Source organism: Streptomyces sp. NPDC047043 (assembly GCF_040644055.1).
GTDB lineage: Bacteria > Actinomycetota > Actinomycetes > Streptomycetales > Streptomycetaceae > Streptomyces.
The window spans coordinates 124,142-146,387 of sequence record NZ_JBEYVO010000032.1 but is presented as its reverse complement, the minus strand read 5'-3'; the positions used below and the strand labels follow the sequence as shown (position 1 = coordinate 146,387).

The 22,246-nt window shown below is 71.0% G+C and carries 17 protein-coding genes; 10 read left to right on the top strand and 7 right to left on the bottom strand.

The window, feature by feature from the left end; genetic code table 11:
- Positions 1–66: 66 nt before the first annotated feature.
- From ABZ880_RS40860 to ABZ880_RS40845, 4 genes are read right to left on the bottom strand one after another with little or no spacing between them, the layout of a single operon-like run.
- On the bottom strand, positions 67–1,818 hold the full coding sequence (locus tag ABZ880_RS40860) for an ABC transporter ATP-binding protein (RefSeq protein WP_361274303.1): 1,752 nt from the start codon (positions 1,816–1,818) through the stop codon (positions 67–69).
- Positions 1,815–3,593, bottom strand: coding sequence for an ABC transporter ATP-binding protein (locus tag ABZ880_RS40855; RefSeq protein WP_361274300.1), 1,779 nt, complete (start codon positions 3,591–3,593; stop codon positions 1,815–1,817). Before ABZ880_RS40855 ends, ABZ880_RS40860 begins: the two co-directional genes overlap by 4 nt.
- Positions 3,594–3,617: 24 nt before the next feature.
- Positions 3,618–5,477: an ABC transporter ATP-binding protein gene (locus ABZ880_RS40850; RefSeq protein WP_361274297.1), complete on the bottom strand. Its 1,860-nt coding sequence runs from the start codon at positions 5,475–5,477 to the stop codon at positions 3,618–3,620.
- On the bottom strand, positions 5,474–7,288 hold the full coding sequence (locus ABZ880_RS40845) for an ABC transporter ATP-binding protein (protein WP_361274294.1): 1,815 nt from the start codon (positions 7,286–7,288) through the stop codon (positions 5,474–5,476). Before ABZ880_RS40845 ends, ABZ880_RS40850 begins: the two co-directional genes overlap by 4 nt.
- A gap of 228 nt (positions 7,289–7,516) precedes the next feature.
- Between ABZ880_RS40845 and ABZ880_RS40840 the strand changes: the two genes are divergently transcribed.
- From ABZ880_RS40840 to ABZ880_RS40825, 4 genes are read left to right on the top strand one after another with little or no spacing between them, the layout of a single operon-like run.
- The gene (locus ABZ880_RS40840; RefSeq protein WP_361274291.1) at positions 7,517–8,446 is read left to right on the top strand and encodes an ABC transporter ATP-binding protein; all 930 of its coding nucleotides are present in this window, start codon (positions 7,517–7,519) and stop codon (positions 8,444–8,446) included.
- The gene (locus tag ABZ880_RS40835; RefSeq protein WP_361274288.1) at positions 8,443–9,207 is read left to right on the top strand and encodes an ABC transporter permease; all 765 of its coding nucleotides are present in this window, start codon (positions 8,443–8,445) and stop codon (positions 9,205–9,207) included. Before ABZ880_RS40840 ends, ABZ880_RS40835 begins: the two co-directional genes overlap by 4 nt.
- A 25-nt stretch (positions 9,208–9,232) precedes the next feature.
- Positions 9,233–10,501, top strand: coding sequence for a sensor histidine kinase (locus ABZ880_RS40830; RefSeq protein WP_361274285.1), 1,269 nt, complete (start codon positions 9,233–9,235; stop codon positions 10,499–10,501).
- Positions 10,491–11,126, top strand: coding sequence for a response regulator transcription factor (locus tag ABZ880_RS40825; protein ID WP_361274282.1), 636 nt, complete (start codon positions 10,491–10,493; stop codon positions 11,124–11,126). The genes ABZ880_RS40830 and ABZ880_RS40825 overlap by 11 nt, the downstream gene beginning before the upstream one ends.
- A 3-nt stretch (positions 11,127–11,129) precedes the next feature.
- On the opposite strand, the gene ABZ880_RS40820 is transcribed toward ABZ880_RS40825, so the two are convergent.
- Both ABZ880_RS40820 and glgX read right to left on the bottom strand, forming a co-directional pair.
- Positions 11,130–12,536 (bottom strand): sulfatase-like hydrolase/transferase, encoded by a 1,407-nt coding sequence (locus tag ABZ880_RS40820; protein WP_361274279.1) that lies wholly within the window; start codon positions 12,534–12,536, stop codon positions 11,130–11,132.
- A gap of 41 nt (positions 12,537–12,577) precedes the next feature.
- Positions 12,578–14,833, bottom strand: coding sequence for a glycogen debranching protein GlgX (glgX, locus tag ABZ880_RS40815; protein ID WP_361274276.1), 2,256 nt, complete (start codon positions 14,831–14,833; stop codon positions 12,578–12,580).
- 300 nt (positions 14,834–15,133) lie between these two features.
- On the opposite strand from glgX, the gene ABZ880_RS40810 reads away from it, so the two are divergent.
- The 6 genes from ABZ880_RS40810 to ABZ880_RS40785 all read left to right on the top strand — a co-directional run bounded on the left by ABZ880_RS40810 (position 15,134) and on the right by ABZ880_RS40785 (position 21,607).
- Positions 15,134–16,381, top strand: a complete 1,248-nt coding sequence (locus ABZ880_RS40810; RefSeq protein WP_361274274.1) for an Ig-like domain-containing protein — start codon at positions 15,134–15,136, stop codon at positions 16,379–16,381.
- A 166-nt stretch (positions 16,382–16,547) separates the two neighbouring features.
- A complete protein-coding gene (locus tag ABZ880_RS40805) occupies positions 16,548–17,792 on the top strand; it encodes an Ig-like domain-containing protein (protein WP_361274271.1) in 1,245 nt (414 codons plus the stop codon).
- A 77-nt stretch (positions 17,793–17,869) separates the two neighbouring features.
- A complete protein-coding gene (locus tag ABZ880_RS40800; RefSeq protein WP_361274268.1) occupies positions 17,870–18,637 on the top strand; it encodes an enoyl-CoA hydratase-related protein in 768 nt (255 codons plus the stop codon).
- A 295-nt stretch (positions 18,638–18,932) separates the two neighbouring features.
- Complete coding sequence (locus tag ABZ880_RS40795) at positions 18,933–19,436, top strand: ATP-binding protein (RefSeq protein WP_361274265.1); 504 nt, start codon at positions 18,933–18,935, stop codon at positions 19,434–19,436.
- 189 nt (positions 19,437–19,625) lie between these two features.
- Entirely contained in the window at positions 19,626–20,432 is an 807-nt protein-coding gene (locus ABZ880_RS40790; RefSeq protein WP_361274263.1) for a polysaccharide deacetylase family protein, read from the top strand.
- Complete coding sequence (locus ABZ880_RS40785; RefSeq protein ID WP_361274260.1) at positions 20,432–21,607, top strand: beta-propeller fold lactonase family protein; 1,176 nt, start codon at positions 20,432–20,434, stop codon at positions 21,605–21,607. The genes ABZ880_RS40790 and ABZ880_RS40785 overlap by 1 nt, the downstream gene beginning before the upstream one ends.
- A 4-nt stretch (positions 21,608–21,611) precedes the next feature.
- On the opposite strand, the gene ABZ880_RS40780 is transcribed toward ABZ880_RS40785, so the two are convergent.
- Positions 21,612–22,241, bottom strand: coding sequence for a GNAT family N-acetyltransferase (locus ABZ880_RS40780; RefSeq protein ID WP_361274256.1), 630 nt, complete (start codon positions 22,239–22,241; stop codon positions 21,612–21,614).
- Positions 22,242–22,246 lie beyond the last annotated feature (5 nt).

The window sequence follows — 22,246 nt, the reverse complement described above, 5'->3', positions numbered from 1 at the left end:
AAGTTGGCCGGAAATGGTTCGTTGTCCGGTTGTTCATGTTCGCTATCCGGACCGGAGGCCGATCGGTCACGTGCGGTCCCCGTGCCACGTCCCCCACAGCGCCGCGTACGCCCCCTCGGCCGCCACCAGCTCCTCGTGCGTGCCGAGTTCGGTGAGCCGGCCGTCCTCCATCACGGCCACGCGGTCCGCGTCGTGCGCGGTGTGCAGGCGGTGGGCGATGGCGATGACGGTACGGCCTTCCAGTACGGCGGCCAGCGCGCGCTCGGTGTGCCGGGCGGTCGTCGGGTCGAGCAGCGCCGTGGCCTCGTCGAGGATCAGGGTGTGCGGGTCGGCCAGGACGACGCGGGCGAGCGCGAGTTGCTGGGCCTGCGAGCCGTCCGTACATGAACCTCCCTCACCCAGCCGGGAGTTGAGCCCGTCCGGCAGCTCCCGTACCCAGTCGTCGGCGCCGACTGCCGTGAGAGCCGCCCACAACTCCTCGTCGGTGGCGGCCGGTTCGGCGATGAGCAGGTTCTCGCGGACCGTGCCGAGGAACACGTGGTGCTCCTGGGTGACCAGCACGACCTGGCGGCGCAGCTGCTCGGGACCGAGATCGACGACCGGCACGCCGCCGACGGTCACCGTGCCCTCGGTCGGCGCGTCGACGCCCGCGAGCAGCCTGCTCAGCGTGGTCTTGCCGGCGCCGGACGGCCCCACCACCGCGAGACGCTCCCCTGGCCGCACGGTCAGGTCGACGCCGCGCAGCACCTCGCCGCCGCGGTCGTAGGCGTACCGCACCCCGGCCACGTCGATACGGTCGTCGGCGGGTGCGGGCGAGCCGTCCTCCGGGGCGGACCGCGGGGCCGCGGCCAGGCCCTCCACCCGGGCGAACGAGGCGTTGCTGCTCTGCAGTTGCTCGACCCGCATCAGGATCTGGTCCAGCGGTTCGGTGAACTGCCGCAGATACAGCGCGGCCGCCACCACGTCACCGAGCCCCACCGCGCCGCGCGCCTGCAGCACCCCGCCCACCAGCAGCACTCCCGCCACGGGCACGGTGTACGACACCTCGACCGCCGGGAAGAACACGCTGCGCAGGAAGAGGGTGTAGAGGCGGGTGCGCCGGGACGTCTCCAGCGCGTCCCGGCTCGCCGCGGTCCGCCGCTGCTGCAGCCCGAAGGCCTCCACCGTGCGGGCACCGGAAGCGGTCGCCGCGAGGATCTCGGCGACCTCCGAGGTGGCCGCGCCCTCCGCGAGATAACCGTCGCGGGCCCGGCGCAGATACCAGCGCAGGGCGAACCAGATGGGGGTCAGCCCGAGCACCCCGAAGAGACCGAGCAGCGGATCGAGGGCGAAGACGGCACCCATGACGAACAGCGCCTGCACGGAGTTGACCAGCAGATCCGGGCCGACGTCGCGCAGTGTGGTGCCGACGGTGCTCACGTCGGCGGTCCCGCGCGCGGTGAGATCGCCGGCGCCGGCCCGCTCCACGACCGATGCGGGCAGCGCCAGCGTGCGGTCGACGAACTCCTCACGCACCCGGGCGAGGGTGCGTTCGCCGAAGCGGTGGCCCACGTAGCGGGCCCAGCGTGCGAGGAGCAGCTGGGCCAGTGAGGCGATGAGGATGCCGAGGGCCAGGCGGTCGACGGCCGCCACGCCGTGACCGGTCCGTACCTCGTCCACGATGCGGCCGAGCAGCCATGGGCCGGCGAGACCGGCCGCGGCTGCCAGTGCGTTCAGGGTCAGGGCGGTGGCGAAGGCCTTTCGGTCGGCGCGCATCAGCCGGAGCATGGCCTGGCGTACGGCGGCGGGTTCGGCGACGGGCAGGTGACCGGTCGTCACCGTACGACCTCCTCGGCATCGTTGTCCCGGGCCACGAGCGCCTGGTAGCCCGGCACTTGGGCCAGCAGCTGCCGGTGGGTTCCGGTGGCTGCGACCTTGCCGTCGACCAGGTAGTGCACGGTGTCCATCCGGTCGAGGACCAGGGGGGAGGTCGTGGTCAGTACCGTGGTGCGGCCCTCGCGGGCCTCGCGGAGGCGGGCGGCGACGGTGGACTCCGTGTGGGCGTCTAGGGCGGAGGTCGGTTCCACGGCGAGCAGGACCTCGGGGTCGGCTGCGAGTGCTCTGGCCAGGCGGATGCGTTGGCGTTGGCCGCCGGAGAGGCTTCGCCCTTGTGCGGTTATCGGTGAGGCCAGGCCTTCGGGCAGGCCCTGGACGATGTCGTCGGCGGCTGCGGCGTGCAGAGACTTGGTTATGTGCGCCTCAGAGGGTGCCTCGGATTGTTGTTGGGCGTGTGCGGGTTGTGTGTGGCTGGTCGCGCATTTCCCCGCGCCCGTAGAAGCCAGGCCGCCCAGTACTTCGCGCAGGGAGGCTGCGAACAGGTGGGCCTCGTTGTCGGCCACCAGGATGCGTGACCGGACCTCGGCCAGCGGGATCGCGTCCAGGCGGATCCCGCCCCAGGTTGCCGGTGACGGTGCGTACCGGCCGAGGCGGTCCACGATGGCCTCGGTGTCGGCGGGGCGAGCGCCTACCAGGGCGGTCAGCCGACCAGGCAGTACTCGTACGCCCGAGGCGGGGTCGTGCAGGGCGGACGGTTCCGCGGGCCCGGGCTGCGTACCCTCGTCGGGCTCCGGTTCCAGGCCCAGGAGTCGTACCACGCGGCGTGCGGCCACGACGCCGCGGCCCAGCTCGTAGGTCATCTGGACGAAGAACGCCACCGGGCCCACCAGCACCGCGACATAGCCGTACACCGCCACCAACTCGCCCACACTGATGTCCCCTTGGGCGGCCAGCCGGGCCGCCGACCAGGTCACCAGGGCGAGGAACAGGGTCGGCAGGCCCACGCCGAACGCCTGCATCCAGCTGGCAACCGAGCCCACCCGGTAGCCCTGGGCCCGCAGCCGCTGCGAGTCGCGGCGGAACGCATCCGCGAACAGGCCTTTGCCGCCGAGGCCGTTGAGGACGCGCAGGCCGCCCGCGAGGTCGCCGATGCGGGCGGTCAGCACGCCCTGCCGCTGCCGGTACTCGGTCTCCACGCCCTGCAGCCGCACGCTCAGTGGCCCGGCGCACAGCGCGATCAGCGGCACCCCGAGCAGGACCACCGCGGCCAGCGGTGCCGAGATGGACAGAAGCAGCCCGGCCACGACCGCGTAGACGACCACCGCGCCGGCCCCGGGGCCGACCACGGTCAGGGACTGGGCGATCGTCAGCACGTCGCCGACGCCGATGGTGACGACCTCGCCGGCCCCGGCCCGGCGCGGCAGCGCGGCGCCCAGCTTCACCGCGTGCCCGACGACCACCTTGACCGTGCGGAAGTTGGCGTCCATCCGCACGCGCGTCATGGTGCGGTGGCGCATGATGCTCAGCCATGCGTTGACCGCGCCGACAACGAAAAGGACGACGGTCCACCAGGCCAGGACGCCCAGCCGGCCCGGCACCAGACCGTCGTCGACGGCCCGGGACATCAGGTACGGCGCCGCCGCCATCAGCACCATCCACACACTGGCCAGCGCCGCCCCGGCGAGACATCTGCCCCACTGGCACTTCACCAGCCACCACAGGAAGTACCAGCCGCCACGACAGTCGGGCGTCCCGGGATCCTCGTACGCGTCGATCATGTGCCCCCGTCCCTTCGGCGTCCGCTAGGCCAGACTGTCCCGCCACGCACGGTGCAGATCCGCGAACCGACCCGTGCCCGCGACGAGTTCGGCCGGGCTGCCGTCCTCCACGATCCTGCCGTGCTCCATGACCAGTACCCGGTCCGCGATCTCGACGGTCGACAGCCGGTGCGCGATGACGACCGCCGTACGACCCCGCAGGACCGTCAACATGGCGCGCTGCACGGCCCGTTCGCCCGGGATGTCGAGCGAGCTGGTCGCCTCGTCGAGGATCAGGACCGCCGGGTCGGCGAGCAACGCCCGTGCGAAGGCGACGAGTTGGCGCTGGCCCGCGGAGATACGGCCGCCTCTCTTCCGTACGTCCGTGTCGTACCCGTCGGGCAGCGCGCTGATGAACTCGTGCGCGCCGATCGCCTTCGCCGCCCGCTCGATGTCCTCCCGGGTGGCGTCCGGGCGGCCGATGGCTATGTTCTCGGCGACCGTGCCGGAGAACAGGAACGCCTCCTGCGTCACCATCACCACCCCGCGCCGCAGCTCGGGCACGGACAGCTCGCGCAGGTCGACGCCGTCCAGCAGGACACGGCCGCCTGTGGGGTCGTAGAAGCGGGCGAGCAGTTTGGCCAGCGTGGACTTGCCTGCGCCGGTCGAGCCGACGACCGCGACCGTCTGCCCGGCGGGGACGGTGAGGTCGAAGCGGGGCAGGATCTCGCCGCCGGTGCGGTAGCCGAAGCGGACGCCGTCGAAGACGACCTCGCGGCCGGGGTGCTCGCTCTCGAGTGCCGGGAGTTCCACGGGAGTCGGCGGCTCCGGCACGGACGGCGTCTGCGCCAGCAGTCCGGCGATCTTCTCCAGGGAGGCCGCCGCCGACTGGTACGAGTTCAGGAACATGCCGAGCCGGTCGATGGGGTCGTACAGCCGCCTCAGATACAGCACGGCGGCGGCCAGCACACCCAGCTCCAGCGAGCCGGACGCCACCCGGTGGGCGCCCCACAGCACGATCAGCGCGACGGCAGTGTTCGCGACCAGCCGGGACCCGACGACGTAACGTGCCATCTCCAGCATGGCGTCGCCGTTGACGCGTTCGTGCCGCTTGTTGAGCACGCGGAAGTCGGCGTCGTTGGCGCTCTCGCGGCGGAACGCGCGCACCGGGCGGATGCCGTTCATGGTCTCGACGAACTTGACGATGACGGCCGCGATCGCGGTGGACCGCACGCGGTACACCTGCACCGCACGCCGCTGGTAGATCCGTACGAGGAGATACAGCGGCACGAAGGACGCCATCGCCACCGCACCGAGCCCCAGGTCGAGCCAGAGCAGCATCGCCGAGATGTAGACGAAGGAGAGGATCACGGTGACGAGTTCCTGCAGGCCTTCGTTCATCAGCTCGCGCAGGGACTCGACATCGGCCGTGGACCGCGAGATCAGCCGGCCCGAGGTGTAGCGCTCGTGGAAGTCGATGCTCAGCGCCTGCGCGTGGCGGAAGATACGGCCGCGCAGATCGAGCAGCACGTCCTGACTGACGCGTGCGGAGGCGATGATGAACGCGTACTGCAGCCCGCCGGAGACCAGCGCGCACAGCCCGTACGCCACGGCCACCGCGATCAGCGGGCCGTGGCGCTGGTCCCGGAACGCCGGTACGGCGTTGTCGATCGCGTACGCCACCAGCAGCGGGCCCGCCTGCACCGCCGCCTGCTGGAGCAGCAGGAGCAGGGTGGTGACCGTGACGCGCGCCTTCAACGGGGCGAGCAGGGAGCGCAGCAGCGTGGCGGTGGCGCCCGGGGGAGTGGGCAGGACGTCGCGGTCGAAGGGGTCGTCGGCGCCCTTCGGGCGAGGGAGGTCCGGCTCGTCGTCCGCCGTGGGGACGGAGGTGGTCGGCGCGGTCATCGGTCGTCCTCCGCTTCCCCGGTGCCGGACATCAGATGGGCGTACTCGGCGTTCGTGCGCAGCAGTTCGTGGTGGGTGCCGACGGCGGTGATCCGGCCGCCGGAGAGCAGTGCGACCCGGTCGGCGAGCAGCACGGTGGACGGGCGGTGCGCCACGATGAGCGCGGTGGTCTCCGCGAGCACGTCCCGCAGGGCGGCCTCCACGGCGGCCTCGGTGTGCACGTCCAGCGCGGACAGCGGATCGTCGAGCACCAGGAACCTCGGTCGTCCCACGACGGCCCGCGCGAGCGCCAGCCGTTGCCGCTGACCGCCGGAGAGGCTGAGGCCCTGCTCGCCGACCTGGGTGTCCGTGCCCTGGGGGAGGGCGTGCGCGAAGTCGGCCTGGGCGACGGCGAGTGCGCGGTTGAGCTCCGCGGCGCCCGCGCTGTCGTCGGCGCCCATGAGCACGTTGCCCCCGACGCTCGCGGAGAAGAGGGTGGGTTCCTCGAAGGCGACCGCGACGAGGGAGCGCAGCGATTCGCGGGGCATCTCGGCGATGTCGTCGCCGTCGAGCGTGATGCGACCGGAGGTGACCTCGTGGAGCCGGGGAACGAGGGCGGTGAGCGTGGTCTTGCCGCTGCCGGTGGCGCCGACGAGGGCCATGGACTCGCCGGGGCGGATGTGGAGGTCTATGCGGTCGAGGACGGGAGGGGAGTCGGCAGCGGCGTCGGGATAGCGGAACCGCACGTTGTGAAAGCGAAGTCCGTTGTCCTCAAGGCCTGTTGAGGGGGTGTCCGGCGCGCTGACGGCGCTTTCCGGTTCCTCGTCCATCACCTCGAAGTACCGCTCCGTGGCCGTCGCCGCCTCCTGGCTCATCGCCAGCAGGAACCCGATCGAGTCCACCGGCCACCGCAGCGCAAGTGCCGTGGACAGAAAGGCGACCAGCGTGCCGGCCGACAGGTCGCCGTCAGCGACCTGCACCGTCCCCAGCACCAGCGCCGCCCCGATCGCCACCTCCGGCAGCGTCACGATCACGCCCCAGATAGTGGCGAGGAGCCGGGCCTTGTGCAGCTCCGTCCCCCGCAGCGTCCGCGACAGCTCCCGGAACGCCCGCGCCTGACTGCGGTGCCGCCCGAACCCCTTGATGATCCGGATGCCGAGCACGCTCTCCTCGACGACCGTGGTCAGGTCGCCGACCTGGTCCTGCGCGCGCCGTGCCACCGTGGCGTACCGCTTCTCGAAGATCACGCAGGTGACCACCACCGGGATCGCCGGGCCGAGGATGACCAGCCCGAGCGTCCAGTCCTGCAGCAGCATGATGACCACGCCGACGATGATCGTCACCCCGTTGACCAGCAGAAACGTCAGCGGGAAGGCGAGGAACATGCGCAGCAGCATCAGATCCGTCGTGCCCCGCGACAGCAGCTGGCCCGAGGACCACCGGTCGTGGAAGGCGACCGGCAGCCGCTGCAGATGCGAGTACAGATCCGCCCGCATCCCCGCCTCGACGCTCGACAGCGGCCGCGCCACCAGCCACCGCCGCAGCCCGAACAGCAGTGCCTCGGTGAGCCCGAGGAGCAGCAGGTAGAGCGCGCCGAGCCACACGCCCGCCGGGTCCCGGTCGGCGACCGGGCCGTCGACCATCCACTTCAGCACGAGCGGGATCACCAGCCCCGTACAGGAGGCCAGGACCGCCACGAACGCGGCGGTGGACAGCCGCGCCCGCACGGGCCGCACGTAGGGCCACAGGCGCAGCAGTGTGCGTACGGCGGATCGGTCCTTGATCTCCCCGGCTCTCCCGGCTTCCTCGGCGGTTGCACGTGTAGTCGACATCACCAGCGAGCCTACGGACCGGCACTGACAACGCCCACCGAGTTTTGGCCGGACCCGGATCGGCCTTCGGTCCTACGACCTGCGCGTTCGAGGGGTCGGACGCGGCGGCCCGGGGGCGCGGGTCGCCGTCGGCCGGAGGGTCGTAGGCCGGCATCAACCGATCGGTTGATGCCGCTTCGAGCGCGACGGTCGATGTGCCGCCCGCCCGCTCCCCGCGACGCTGATCCCATGTCCGTCATCGAAGTCACCGATCTGCGCAAGAGCTACGGCGGCCGGGCCGTCGTCGACGGTGTGTCCTTCGCCGTCGAGGAGGGCGAGATCTTCGGGATCCTTGGCCCGAACGGCGCCGGCAAGACCACCACCGTCGAGTGCGTCGAGGGACTGCGCGTCCCCGACGGCGGCCGCATCCGCGTCACCGGCCTCGACCCCGTCGCCGACCACGCGCGCGTGTCCCGCGTTCTCGGCGCCCAGCTGCAGCAGAGCGAACTGCAGGCCAAGCTCACCGTCCGCGAGGCCCTGGAGCTGTACGCCTCCTTCCACCCGAACCCGCTGGACTGGGCGCCGCTCGCCGAACGCCTGGGCCTGACCGCCAAGCTGACCACCCGGTTCGGCAAGCTCTCCGGCGGCCAGAAGCAGCGCCTGTTCATCGCGCTCGCACTCATCGGCAACCCCCGGATCGTCGTTCTCGACGAGCTGACGACCGGTCTGGACCCACGTGCCCGCCGGGACACCTGGCAGCTGATCGAGGACGTCCGCGCGAGCGGCGTCACCGTCCTCCTCGTCACCCACTTCATGGAGGAGGCCCAGCGGCTGTGCGACCGGATCGCCGTGATCGACAAGGGCCGGGTGGCCGCTCTGGACACCCCCGCCGGCCTCATCCGGCGCTCGGCGGGGGCCACCGTCATCAGCTTCACCCCGTCCGCCCCGCTGGACGAACGTGACCTGAACGCGCTCCCCGCCCTCGCCTCGATCGACTACAGGGACGGCCGCGTCACCCTCTCCGGCACGGACGAGACGGTCAACGCCGTCATCACCCTCCTCGCCCGCCACCACGTCACCGCCCACCAGCTCCGGGTCCTGGACGCCACGCTCGACGACGCGTTTCTCGACCTGACGAAGGCCGACACCAAGGCCGACACGAAGGAGGCCGCGGCATGAGCACCGTCGCTGCACCGAAGAACGGCACGAGCACCTCCGTACTGAGGACCGAGGTCCGCCTCTTCCGCCGTGAACCCGGCGCCATCTTCTGGATCCTGCTGTTCCCGACCCTGCTGCTGGTGATCCTCGGCTCCATCCCGTCCTTCCGGCACCACGAGGCCGACCTCGGCGGTCTGCGCACCGTCGACGTCTATGTCCCGGTGGCCGTCCTGCTCGGTCTGATCGTCGGCGGTCTGCAGTCCATGCCGCAGACCCTCACCGGCTACCGCGAGCGCGGCATCCTGCGCCGCATGGCCACCACGCCGGTCCGCCCGTCCGCCCTGCTGTCCGCGCAGATGCTGGTGTACGGCGCGGCGGCCCTGGCCTCGGCGCTGCTCGCCCTCGCGGTCGGGCGCCTCGCCTTCGACGTACGACTGCCGAAGCAGCCCGTCGGATACGTCCTCGCCCTGCTGCTGGCGGTCCTGGTCGCCCTCGCTCTCGGATCGGTGGTGTCGGCGCTGTCCCGTACGACGAAGATCGCCGGCGCGATCGGTTCCGCGGTGTTTTTCCCGTCGATGTTCTGCGCGGGCCTGTGGGCGCCGGTGCAGACGATGCCGCACGTCCTCGCGCGGATCGTCGAGTGCACGCCGTTCGGCGCGGCCGCGCAGGCCCTGAACCGGGCGGCGGCGGGGCACTGGCCGGGCTGGACCCACCTGGGTGTGCTGGTGGTGTGGATCCTGCTGCTGACCGGGGCCGCGTCCCGCTGGTTCCGCTGGGAGTAGGCGAGGCGCCGTGCAGACTGGGGAGATGACCACCGCGGACACGCAGATCGACCGGCGCTGGGAGCAACTGCACACCTGGGGGCCGTACGGACTGCTCGGCGTCAGCGTCGTCCTCGGGGTCGCCTCGGCCAGCGCGGGGACCAGCCCGGCGAGGTGGTACACCGCCTGGGCCCTGATCGCCGCCGCGCTCGCGCTCCAGCTGGGGTGGCATGCCGCCCGGCTCCGCCGGCCCGACCGCGGCCGGACCCCGTCCGGGGTGGGGACGGCGTACTACATCGTCCGCTGGGCGCTCGCCTTCGCCCTCACCTGGCTCAGCCCCTTCTTCGCGTTCTACGCCGCCGCCGGGTACATGGACGCCGACGAGACGATCCCCGGCAGGGTGTGGCAGCGGCTCGGACTGCTTGCGAGCGCGGTCACCGTGGCCGGTGCGCAGGCCGGGGGAATGCCGTTCGGGAGCCCGGTCCAGTGGATCGTCTTCTTCGGTCTCCTGGTCGCCAACTCCGCCCTGCAGATGGCGGTCGCCCATCTCACCGACCAGGAGCAGCAGCGGGCCCGCGAACGCACCGCCACCATCGCCGAACTCGAACGCACCAACACCGCGTTGCAGCAGGCCCTGGACGAGAACGCCGCCCTGCACGCCCAACTCCTCGTCCAGGCAAGGGAAGCCGGGGTCGCCGACGAACGCCGGCGCCTGGCCGCCGAGATCCACGACACCATCGCCCAGGGCCTGACCGGCATCATCGCCCAGCTCCAGGTCGTCGCGAACACGCCCGACGGGGACACCGCGCGGGAGCACACGAGCCGTGCCATGGACCTGGCCCGGCACAGCCTGGGCGAGGCCCGCCGCTCCGTGCACAACCTCTCCCCGGTCGCGCTGGAGAACGACGGGCTGCCCGAGGCCCTGAAGAAGACGGTCGTCGAATGGGGCGAACGGACCGGCGTACGTGCCGAGTTCACCGTCACCGGCACCACGGAACAGCTCCACGAGGAGGTCGCCGCCACCCTCCTGCGCATCGTCCAGGAAGCCCTGTCCAACGCCGCCCGCCACGCCCGGGCCACCCGCGTCGGCGTCACCCTCTCCTTCCTGGGCGACGAGGTCATCCTCGACATCCGCGACGACGGCACCGGCTTCGACCCCCTCGCCCTCCCGGCCCGCTCCCGCTCCGGCGGCTTCGGCCTCGACGGCATGCGGGCCCGGGCCGAACGCATCGCGGGTGCACTGACCGTGGAGTCCGAACCGGGCCACGGCACGGCACTGTCGGCTCGCGTACCGTTGGTGCGCCATGACCGATGAGTCCGTGATCTCTGTGCTGATCGTCGACGACCACCCCGTCGTACGGGACGGTCTGCGCGGCATGTTCGAGTCCGCGCCGGGCTTCCGTGTCCTCGGCGAGGCGGCGGGCGGTGTCGAGGCCCTCGAACGGGCCGCCGCCCTGGACCCCGACGTCGTCCTCATGGACCTGCGCATGCCGAGCGGCGGCGGAGTCGAGGCCATCGCCGAGCTGGCCCGGCGCGGCGCCCGCGCCAAGGTCCTGGTCCTCACCACGTACGACACCGACTCCGACACTCTGCCCGCGATCGAGGCGGGCGCGACGGGCTATCTCCTCAAGGATGCCCCGCGCGACGAGCTGTTCACGGCGGTCCGCGCCGCCGCCGAGGGACGTACGGTCCTCTCCCCGGCGGTCGCCTCCCGCCTGGTGTCAGCCGTCCGTACCCCCGGCAACGAGCCGCTCTCCGCACGCGAGCGCGAGGTACTGGCCCTGGTCGCCAAGGGCACCTCCAACCGCGAGATCGCTCGCGAGCTGTTCATCAGCGAGGCGACCGTGAAGACCCATCTCACCCACCTGTACACCAAGCTGGGCGTCAACGACCGCGCGGCGGCGGTCGCGACGGCGTACCAGCGGGGGATTCTCGGATAGGCCCTAGCCGGGATACGGCAGCAGCCCGGCGGCCGTCCTCTCCCAGGAGGCTTTCAGTTCGGCGAGCAACTCCGGCTCGTCGGGGGCGAGATCGGCCTGTTCGCGCAGGTCGGCGCCGAGGTCGTAGAGGTGGTCCTTGCCGGCCGAGTCCTGGTAGTACTTCCAGCTTCCGCGCCTGAGCGCCCGGTTGGCCCGCACCCGCCAGAACAGGTCCCGTTCCGGGAGCTGTTCGTCCCGCAGCAGGTACCCGGCCAGGCTCGTGCCGTCCAGCGGGTACGCCGGGTCGGGGCGGGCGCCGGCCAGTTCCAGGAAGGTCGCCGTCCAGTCGGGGGAGAAGTTCGGCTCGTGGCTGACCTGGTTGCCGTCGATGCGGTGCGGCCAGCGCACGATCGTCGGGACGCGGATGCCGCCCTCCTGCAGCACGAACTTCTCACCGCTGAGCGGCCACAGGTACGACCAGCGCTCGCCGCCGTTGTCGCTGGCGAAGTACACCAGGGTGTGCTCCTCCTGCCCGGAGCGGCGCAGGGCGTCGAGCACCTCGCCGACGGCCGCGTCCAGGCTCTGCACCATCTCCGTGTACTTGGCGACCGAGCCGCCGTCGTAGTGGTTGAGGGCGTTGCTGACCTCGGCCTGGGACTTGGCGGCCCGGATCTTCGCGGCGATCTCGGCGCCGGTCTCCGCGTCGCCCTCCGCGAGCCACGGCCAGTGCGGGGTGGTGAAGTTGAGGTTGAGCAGCCACGGCCCGTCGTGCTCGCGGCTCACGTACTCCACGGCCCGCTCGGTCAGGACCTCCGTGTAGTACCGCAGGTCCTTGTACTCGGCGTCGCCCTCGTAGAGGTCGTAGTCACCCAGCTGCCCGAGCTTGGAGAAGTACTCCAGCACGCCCCCGTGGTTGCCGAAGAACTCGTCCCAACCCGACTTGGTGGGGCTGTAGTCGGGCAGCCAGCCGCAGTGCCACTTGCCGATGAGGGCGGTGGCGTAACCGGCCTTCTTCAGCAGCGAGGCCAGCGTCGGGTGGTTCGGGTCGAGGCCCTGCGTCCTGTTGGCGATCGGCTCGGCGAGCCCGCCCTTCGTACGGCCCGGATACCGCCCGGTGTACAGGCTGAACCGCGTCGGCGAGCAGGTCGCCGACCCCGAGTACGCGTCGGTGAACCGCACCCCCTGCCGGGCCAGCCGGTCCAGGTTCGGCGTCCTGATGTGCGGGGCGCCGTACGAGGAGAGATCGGCCCAGCCGAGGTCGTCGCCGAGGATGACCAGGAGGTTGGGCCGCTTTCCGGACCCGGAGGCGACACGGGCCCTGAACGGGCGCTCGGCGGGGGCGGCTTCAGCGGCAGTGGCCGTACCGGCGACAGCGGTGACGGCACCGCCGCCGACGAGACCACCGAAGGCACGGCGGGAGATCTCAGGCATGCGACCGAGTCTGATCAGCGGGTCGGTGTAATGGCCAGGGATCAAGCCGGGAGTTCATGGACCCGCAACAACAGCACCGCCCGCGCCGGCACCGTGATCGCCGTGCCCGCCCGGTGCACCACCCCCGGCGCCTCGCCCTGCGCCTCCCTCGACGTGTCGACGACCACCTCGTACTGCTCCGCCCACGGCGGCCCCGGCAGGACGAAGCTCACCGGGCGGTCGCCGGCGTGCAGCACGGTGAGGAAGCTGTCGTCGAGGATCGGTGCGCCCTGCTCGTCCCGGCCCGGTATGTCCCGCCCGGAGAGGTACATGCCGAGGGTGGCGGCGGGCGCGTACCAGTCCCGTTCCGTCATCTCCGTGCCGCGCGAGGTGAACCAGGCCAGGTCGCGCAGGCCGTCCGCGGAGTGCGCCCGTCCCGAGAAGAAGGCCCGGCGGCGCAGCACCGGGTGCCGGTGGCGCAGTTCGATCAGCCGGGAGGTCAGCTCGAACAGCGCCTTCCAGGCCGGCTCGGCCAGCAGCCCCCAGTCCAGCCAGCTGATCTCGTTGTCCTGGCAGTACGCGTTGTTGTTGCCGCGCTGCGTGCGCCCCAGCTCGTCGCCCGCGACCAGCATCGGCACGCCCGTCGACAGCAGCAGCGTCGTCAGCAGGTTGCGCAACTGCCGCCGCCGAAGCGCCCGTACCCGCTCCTCGCTCGTCTCGCCCTCGGCCCCGCAGTTCCACGACCGGTTGTCGTTCGAGCCGTCCCGGTTGCCCTCGCCGTTGGCCTCGTTGTGCTTGCGCTCGTACGACACCAGGTCGCGCAGGGTGAAACCGTCGTGCGCGGTGATGAAGTTGACCGAGGCGTACGGGCGGCGGCCTCCCCATGCGTACAGGTCGCTGGAGCCCGACAGCCGGTACCCCAGATCCCGCACGTCCGGCAGCGCGCCCCGCCAGAAGTCCCGTACGGCGTTGCGGTACCGGTCGTTCCACTCCGTCCACAGGGGCGGGAAGGCGCCCACCTGGTAGCCGCCGGAGCCCACGTCCCACGGCTCGGCGATCAGCTTGACGCGCCGGAGCACCGGGTCCTGCGCGATGACCGCCAGGAAGGGCGACAGCATGTCGACGTCGTGCATGGAGCGGGCGAGAGCGGCGGCCAGGTCGAAGCGGAAGCCGTCGACGCCCATCTCGGTCACCCAGTAGCGGAGCGAGTCGGTGATCAGGCGCAGCACATGCGGTTGTACTACGTGCAGGGTGTTGCCGCAGCCCGTGTAGTCGGCGTAGCGCCGGGCGTCCGACTGCACACGGTAGTAGCCGCGGTTGTCGATGCCCTTGAGCGACAGCGTCGGGCCCAGCTCGCCCGCCTCCGCCGTGTGGTTGTAGACCACGTCGAGGATGACCTCGATGCCGGCCGCGTGCAGCGCGCGCACCATGCGCTTGAACTCGCCGACCTGCTGCCCCGTCGTACCGGAAGCGGCGTAGGCGGCATGCGGGGCGAAGTAGCCGATGGAGTTGTAGCCCCAGTAGTTCTTCAGGCCGCGGCGCAGCAGGTGGTCCTCGTGCGCGAACTGGTGCACCGGCAGCAGTTCCACGGCCGTCACACCCAGCGCGACCAGGTGCTCGATTGCGGCCGGGTGCGCCAGTCCGGCGTAGGTGCCGCGGAGTTCCTCCGGGATCCCCGGGTGCAGTGCGGTGAATCCCCTGACGTGCAGCTCGTAGATGACGGAGTCCGCCCACGGCGTCTTCGGCCGGCGGTCGTCCGCCCAGTCGTCGTCATCGTGGACGACCACGCCCTTCGGGACGTACGGCGCCGAGTCCCGGTCGTCGCGCACGGTGTCCGCGACCTGCTGCTGCGGCCAGTCGCGGACGTGCCCGTACACCTCGGGCGGCAGGCTGAAGTCGCCGTCCACCGCGCGCGCGTACGGGTCCAGGAGCAGCTTCGCCGGGTTCCAGCGGCCGCCGGTCCACGGGTCCCAGCGGCCGTGCACCCGGTAGCCGTACCGCTGCCCGGGCATCACGCCCGGCACGAACCCGTGCCAGATCTCATGTGTCAGTTCGGTCAGCCGGGCCCGCGTCTCCTTGCCGCCCTCGTCGAACAGGCACAGCTCCACCGCCTCCGCCCCGCCCGCCCACAGCGCGAAGTTGGTGCCCGCCACCCCGTCCGGGCCGACCCGGAACCTGGCCCCCAGCGGCGTCGGCGCACCCGGCCGTACGGGCACGCCCGGCGCCCTGCGCCGCGCGCCGTTGACGGCGGAGGCCGGGCGCTCCTCCTCGGCGGCACGCCCCTCGGCCACCGCCTCCTGCTCGGCTGCGCTGGACACCTGTCGTCCTCCCACGGCTCCTGGAACGACCCAGAAAAGAGCGCGCGGCGTCCCGGCCGCGGCTCCCCGTCGCGTCGTCCTCCCCACTGTTCTGCCCAGAGCACGACCGAGCGACCCCGCGGAAACCCCGTGCGGTTCGGCAGCGCCCCAAAGGGGCGCGGGGCTGCATCAATGGCCGCTCCGCCGCGGGGCGCGACCGGCCACGACGGGCCCGCAGGCGATCGACGGCCAATCGCGGCACCCCAGTGGAGCGCACCGCACTCACGTTTCCCCAGGGCGGGCCGGATCGTTGGGCCCCTCGTGAGGCATGTACAAGGGCGCGCGCGGCGCGCGGGGGCCGGGCTGGCCGCCGTACTGACATGGGCAGGGCTGCTGGCCGGAGCCGCCGGCTGCACTTCGAACCCCAGGGAGGGGATCGACATCAGCGGGGCGCTCGGCAAACCCCCGGCACCCGAGGACGTCATCCGCATCTCCCCGGACGACGGCAGCAAGGGTGTCCGGCCGGACGGCAGGCTCCGGGTCCGGGTGCCCAGCGGGCGGCTGGAGTCCGTGAAGGTCGTCAAGTCCCAGGACGCACAGGAGTCCGCGGTGCCCGGCCGCATCTCCGAGGACGGCCTGCGCTGGGAACCCAGGGACCCGAAGCTCGCGCTCGCCGCCAAGTACACGGTCGACGCGGTGGCCGTCGACGGCCACGGACGCAGGTCCGCACGGCACACGGCATTCACCACGTACGTCCCCGACGAGCGCTTCATCAGCTACGTCACCCCGGAGAACCGCTCCACGGTCGGCACCGGAATGATCGTCTCCCTCGAGTTCAACCGGGAGATCGACAACCGCGCCGCCGTCGAACGCGCCGTCAGTGTCACCGCGAAACCGGCGGTCGAGATCCGCCCGCGCTGGTTCGGCAAGGAGCGCCTCGACTTCCGCCCCGAGAAGTACTGGAGGCCCGGCACCCGGGTCACCGTCTCCCTGGGGCTCCGTGACGTCGAAGGGGCGCCCGGCGTCTACGGGTTGCAGTACAAGACGTACTCCTTCACCGTCGGCCGCAGCCAGATCTCCACCGTCGACGCGGCCGAGCACACCATGCAGGTCCGGCGCGACGGCACGCTGCTGGCCACCGTGCCGATCACCGCCGGCTCGCCCAAACACACCACCTACAACGGGAAGATGGTGGTGATGGAGATGTTCGAGCTGACCCGGATGAACGGCGCCACGGTCGGCTTCAAGAAGGAGAACGGCAAGGGCGAGTACGACATCCCCGACGTCCCGCACGCCCTGCGCCTGACCGACTCCGGCACCTTCCTGCACGGCAACTACTGGGCGCCGGACGCCCCCGGACATGTGAACGTCAGCCACGGGTGCGTGGGTCTCAGGGACATCAAGGGCGGCAGCTCCGACACCCCGGCGGGCTGGTTCTTCGACCGCAGCCTCATCGGCGATGTCGTCGAAGTCGTCCACAGCAATGACAAAAAGGTCGCTCCCGACAACGGCCTCGGCGGGTGGAATATGGGCTGGAAGGAGTGGAAGGCGGGCAGCGCGGTCAAGTAACCCGAGGGGGAGGCGGGGATCGGTACAGGGACGTCGGTCGATGTTGCGACTGAACGGTGACCTTCACCTGACACGATCCCCAAAACCTTGCGGTTAATATGCGCCAATGCGCGCGCGGGACGCGCCGGGGTGCGGGCCTGACCAGGCCCGGCGAGGGGAGAAAGACTTGAACGTGCGGCCGATATCGGGGGCGTCGGTTGACGCACACGGGCGTGGTCGGACAGGGCTGCTGGCACTGATACTCGGAGTGCTGCTGCTGGCCGTCACCGCGTGTGGAGGGGGAGGCTCGAACTCCGGATCCGGTTCCGGGGACAGCAAGGGCAAGGATTCGGACAAGGCGCAGAGCAAGCAGTCCGAGGCGGTCGTCGCGATCGCCCCGAAGGACGGCGCGAAGTCCGTCGACACCAGTGGCGCCCTCAAGATCAGTGCCACCAAGGGCAAGTTGACCGCGGTGGAGGTCAAGGACACCAAGGGCGCGGAGATATCCGGGAAGATAACCGACGGCGGCGCGAGCTGGACGCCGTCGACGCACCTGGCGGCGTCCACCAAGTACACGGTGCACGCGGTCGCGAAGGACTCCGCGGGCCGTGAGGCGGCGGAGGACTCCAGCTTCACCACTCTCACTCCGAAGAACACCTTCATCGGCTACTTCACGCCCGAGGACGGCTCCAAGGTCGGCGTCGGGATGCCGTTCTCGATCCGCTTCACCCGGGGCATCACACACCCCGAGGACGTCGAGAAGGCCATCAGCATCAAGACCGAGCCGGCCGTCGACGTCGAGGGCCACTGGTTCGGCAACGACCGCCTCGACTTCCGCCCCGAGAAGTACTGGAAGTCCGGCACCAAGGTCACCGTCAAGCTCAACCTCGACGGCGTCGAGGGCCGTTCGGACGTCTACGGCGAGCAGGTCAAGACGGTGAAGTTCACCATCGGCCGCAACCAGGTCTCCGTGGTCGACGCCAAGACCCGCAAGATGAAGGTCATGCAGGACGGCAAGGTGATCAAGACTCTGGCCGTCACCACCGGCAAGCCCGGCTACGACACCTGGAACGGCCAGATGGTCATCAGCGAGCGGCTCCGGGTCACCCGTATGAACGGCGACACGGTCGGCTACGGCGGCGAGTACGACATCAAGGACGTCCCCGACGCCATGCGCCTGACCAACTCGGGCACCTTCATCCACGGCAACTACTGGGGCGGCGACGCCTTCGGCAACTACAACGCCAGCCACGGCTGCGTCGGCCTGCGCGACGTGCGCGGCGGCTACGACCGGGGGCTGCCGGCCGCGTGGTTCTTCGACCACTCGATCATCGGCGACGTGGTGATCGTCAAGCGCTCCAACGACCGCACGGTCGACCCGGACAACGGCCTCAACGGCTGGAACATGTCCTGGGAGAAGTGGAAGTCGTAAACCTCGTCTTGATGTACGGCCCCGGTGTGAGGTACGGCACCGGGGTCGTTGTCGTTAGCGCACGTTAACCTGCCTGCATGACCGTGAATCTCGAAGTCGCCGAAGGCGTCGGCACCATCCGTCTCGACCGTCCGCCGATGAACGCGCTGGACGTCGCCACGCAGGACCGGCTGAAGGAACTCGCCGAGGAGGCGACCCGGCGCGACGACGTACGCGCCGTGATCGTGTACGGCGGGGAGAAGGTGTTCGCGGCGGGCGCGGACATCAAGGAGATGCAGGCCATGGACCACACGGCGATGGTCCTGCGCGCCCGCGCCCTGCAGGACTCGTTCACGGCGGTGGCCCGCATCCCCAAGCCGGTGGTCGCGGCCATCACGGGCTACGCGCTCGGCGGGGGCTGCGAGTTGGCGCTCTGCGCGGACTACCGCATCGCGGCCGACAGCGCGAAGCTGGGCCAGCCGGAGATCCTGCTGGGCCTGATCCCGGGAGCTGGCGGCACCCAGCGGCTGTCCCGTCTTATCGGCCCGTCCAAGGCGAAGGACCTGATCTTCACGGGCCGTATGGTCAAGTCGGACGAGGCGCTGACCCTGGGCCTGGTGGACCGGGTCGTCCCGGCCGACGAGGTGTACACGGCGGCGCACGAGTGGGCGGCGAAGCTGGCGCAGGGCCCGGCGATCGCGCTGCGCGCCGCGAAGGAGTCGATCGACACGGGTCTGGAGACGGACCTCGAGACGGGCCTCGCGGTCGAACGGAACTGGTTCGCGGGCCTGTTCGCCACGGAGGACCGCGAGCGGGGAATGCGCAGCTTCGTGGAGGAAGGACCCGGCAAGGCGAAGTTCCTCTGAGCCGTCCCTGACCGGCGGTCGAAGTTCCGCCGAACCGCTTGCAATTGACGCGATGTCTGATCCGGGTCCCTCGATGGGGCGGTTTATGGGAGCCTTAAGGCAACCTTAAGCCTGCCTTGTCGAGGGAGCCTGTCGATTGCCTCCGATGGAGCCGTCACCGCAGGTAGGGCAGGGTGCAGAGGGCCCTGAAATGCCTTCGGCATATGCCAACCGACCCATTCGGAATGACGCGTTCCGGGGGGCGTATTCCTCCGGAACGGCCCCGGAGGGCGCTCTGGGCGGCCATGATGGGGGCATGGCGGGGCTGGAGGGCATCGAACAGCCGCGGGGACACGGCCGTGCGACCGCGGCGCGCTGGTCGCCTGCGGTGGAGGACGAACGGGCGCTCAAGGCGCTCGAGTTGTTCGGCAATCCCACCGAGGCCGAGATCCCGCTGCCGTCCCGCCCGGAGTCCGCGGCCACGGCCCGCCGGCTGACCCAGGTGGTCGTTCTCCGCCAGTGGGGCCTGACTCCCAAGATGACCGAGGACGCGGTCTTACTCGTCTCCGAGTTGGTGGGCAACGCCGTACGCCACACCGGCGCCCGTGTCTTCGGCCTCCGGATGCGCCGTCGCCGGGGCTGGATCCGCATCGAGGTCCGCGATCCCTCCCGGGGGCTGCCGTGTCTGATGCCGGTCCAGGAGACGGACGTCAGCGGCAGGGGCCTGTTCCTGGTGGACAAACTCTCCGACCGCTGGGGTGTCGACCTCCTGCCGCGCGGCAAGACGACCTGGTTCGAGATGCGGGTGGCGGACCGCTGACGGTTGCCTCGGGCGGTCGGGCCGTGTTCGGTGCGGGTGGGCGACGAGCTGCTGTCCCTGGGGGATTCGCCCCCTCCATCGGCGTGCGGCCTCGTCCTCGAACGCCGGACGGGTTGAAGGATCGGCCGCGACCCGAAGGATGTCCCCTGTTCGGGTGAATCGGCTGTTTTCCTGCTCTTCACCCCTTAAATGGTGCGGGTGACCTCGACCGACCGCCGAACGGCGCTCCGCACGGGCGCGGGCCTCCTCGCCGCAGGCGCGTTCACCGCAGGGTGCGCCACGAGCGGTGCCGTCGCACACCCCGCCCGTTCGCCGCGCCCCGCCGCAGCCAACCCCTCGGCCACCGAATCCCCGTCCACCGAACCGCCGGCTCCCGGCCCCCGGCGCTACCCCGGCCGACCCGCCCAGCTCACCCACGGGTCCCGCAGCCGCCCACGCGTCGCCCTCACCTTTCACGGACAGGGCGATCCCGCCATCGCCCGCGCCATCCTCACCGAGGCCGAGAAGCACGGCGCCCAGATCACCGTCCTTGCCGTCGGCACCTGGCTCGACCAGCACCCGGAGCTCGCCCGCCGGGTCCTCGACGGCGGCCACGACCTCGGCAACCACACCCAGCGCCACCTGGATGTCAACGGTATGTCCGAGGCCGACGCACGCGCCGAGATCACGGCCTGCGCGGATCGTCTGAAGCAGCTCACCGGCTCCATCGGCACCTGGTTCCGCCCCTCCCGCGCCCCCAGGGCCTCCCCGCTCGTCGCCCGCCTGGCGCGCGGCGCCGGCTACCCGCACGTCCTCTCCTTCGACGTCGACTCCCTGGACTTCACCAAGCCCGGCGCGGACGCCGTCACACGCAAGGTGCTCGCGGAAGTCCGCAACGGATCCGTGGTGAGCCTGCACTTCGGCTACCCGGACACGGTCGCCGCCCTCCCCGCCGTACTGGAAGAACTCACCCGCCGCGGCCTCTCCGCAGTGACCACCACGGAGTTGTTCAGCTGATGTCTCGCACCCGCACCGCGCACGCCCTCGTCGTGACCGCCGCCCTCGCCGCCCTGGCCGCCTGCGGATCCTCCCGCCACGCGGACGAAGCCCTCGGCAGCAAGGCCGCCGCACCGCCCGTCCCGGTGAAGAAGAAGACGGTCCAGGGGCTGCCGGGCATGCCGCCCGTGCTCGACCCGAAGGACGTGTACGCGGCCGACCGGCCCAACCGGCTCTCCCCGGTGGTAAGGGACTTCCCCTCCCGCGTCTACGTCCCCAACACCAACTCCGACACGGTCTCCGTCATCGACCCGAAGACGTACAAGGTCATCGAGACGATCTCGGTCGGCGCGCAGCCCCAGCACGTCGTCCCCTCCTGGGACATGAAGACGCTCTGGGTCAACAACGACAAGGGCAACACCCTCACCCCCATCGACCCGAAGACCGGGAAGGCCGGCCGGACGGTCTCCGTCCACGACCCCTACAACCTGTACTTCACGCCCAACGGCAAGTACGCCGTGGTCATGGCCTCCCTCGACCGCGAGCTGGTCTTCCGTGACGCGCACACCATGAAGCGTGCGAAGACGGTCCCGGTCAGCTGCTACGGCGTCAACCACGCCGACTTCTCCCTCGACGGCCGCTACTTCATCGTCTCCTGCGAGTTCAGCGGCGAACTCCTCAAGGTCGACACGGAGAAGATGAAGATCGTCGGGCAGCAGCGGCTGCCGTACCACGGCGCCATGCCGCAGGACGTCAAGGTCTCGCCCGACGGCAAGAAGTTCTACATCGCCGACATGACGGCCGACGGCATGTGGATCCTCGACGGCGACAAGTTCACCAAGCCGTCCTTCCTGCACACCGGCAAGGGCTGCCACGGCCTCTACGTCAGCCGCGACTCGCGCGAGATGTACATCTCCAACCGCGGCGAGGGCTCCATCTCCATCTTCGACTTCACCAAGGACCGGCTCACCAAGAAGTGGCATCTGCCCGACGGCGGCAGCCCCGACATGGGCGGCGTCTCCGCGGACGGCAAGGTCCTGTGGCTGTCCGGCCGCTACAACTCCGAGGTCTACGCCATCGACACCCGCACCGGCGGGCAACTGGCCCGCATCAAGGTCGGCAGCGGCCCGCACGGCCTCGCGGTGTACCCACAACCGGGCCGCTACTCCCTCGGCCACACCGGCATCTTCCGCTGAACCATCAGGCGACGAGCAGCGCCTCCGCGCCCACGGGACGGTAACCGGCCGCCTGGAACGCCCGCATGCTGCGGGCGTTCCCCGGCGAGACCTGGGCCCACACCGGTTCCGTGGTCAGATGCCGGGCCGCCGTCACCAGCTGCCGTCCCAGCCCTCGGTGTCGTACGTCCTCGTCCACCTCGACCGCGACCTCCAGTCGGCCCGCGACCCCGCGCCCCAGCACCACCACGCCGGCCTCGGCGGCCCACAGCCTCACCTCGTCGCGGTGCGTGCGGGCCCGGGCGGCGCGGGGATGGCCGGCGTCGGTGATCTCCTCCAGGGCGAGCGGGGGCCTGCCCGGCAGCGGGTCACCGACCAGGAGCGCGTCGATGGTGTCGGTCCGGCGGCCCGTACGCTCCAACAGGGCGGTGAGGAAGCGCGCGTTCATGCTCGCGGCCAGTTCGTCGCAGTCGACGGCGCGCAGAGTCTCGTACACCCAGTCCGGATCCTCGTCCGTGAAGACGACGGAGTGCGCGGTGAAGGCGATGACTCCGGCGTCCCGGTGCGACGCCTGCGGCACCACGGTCGTACCGCCGTCGTCGGGCGGGAAGACACCCCGGGCGGCCGCGTCGAGAATGTCCCGCAACGTCTCCATCGCCC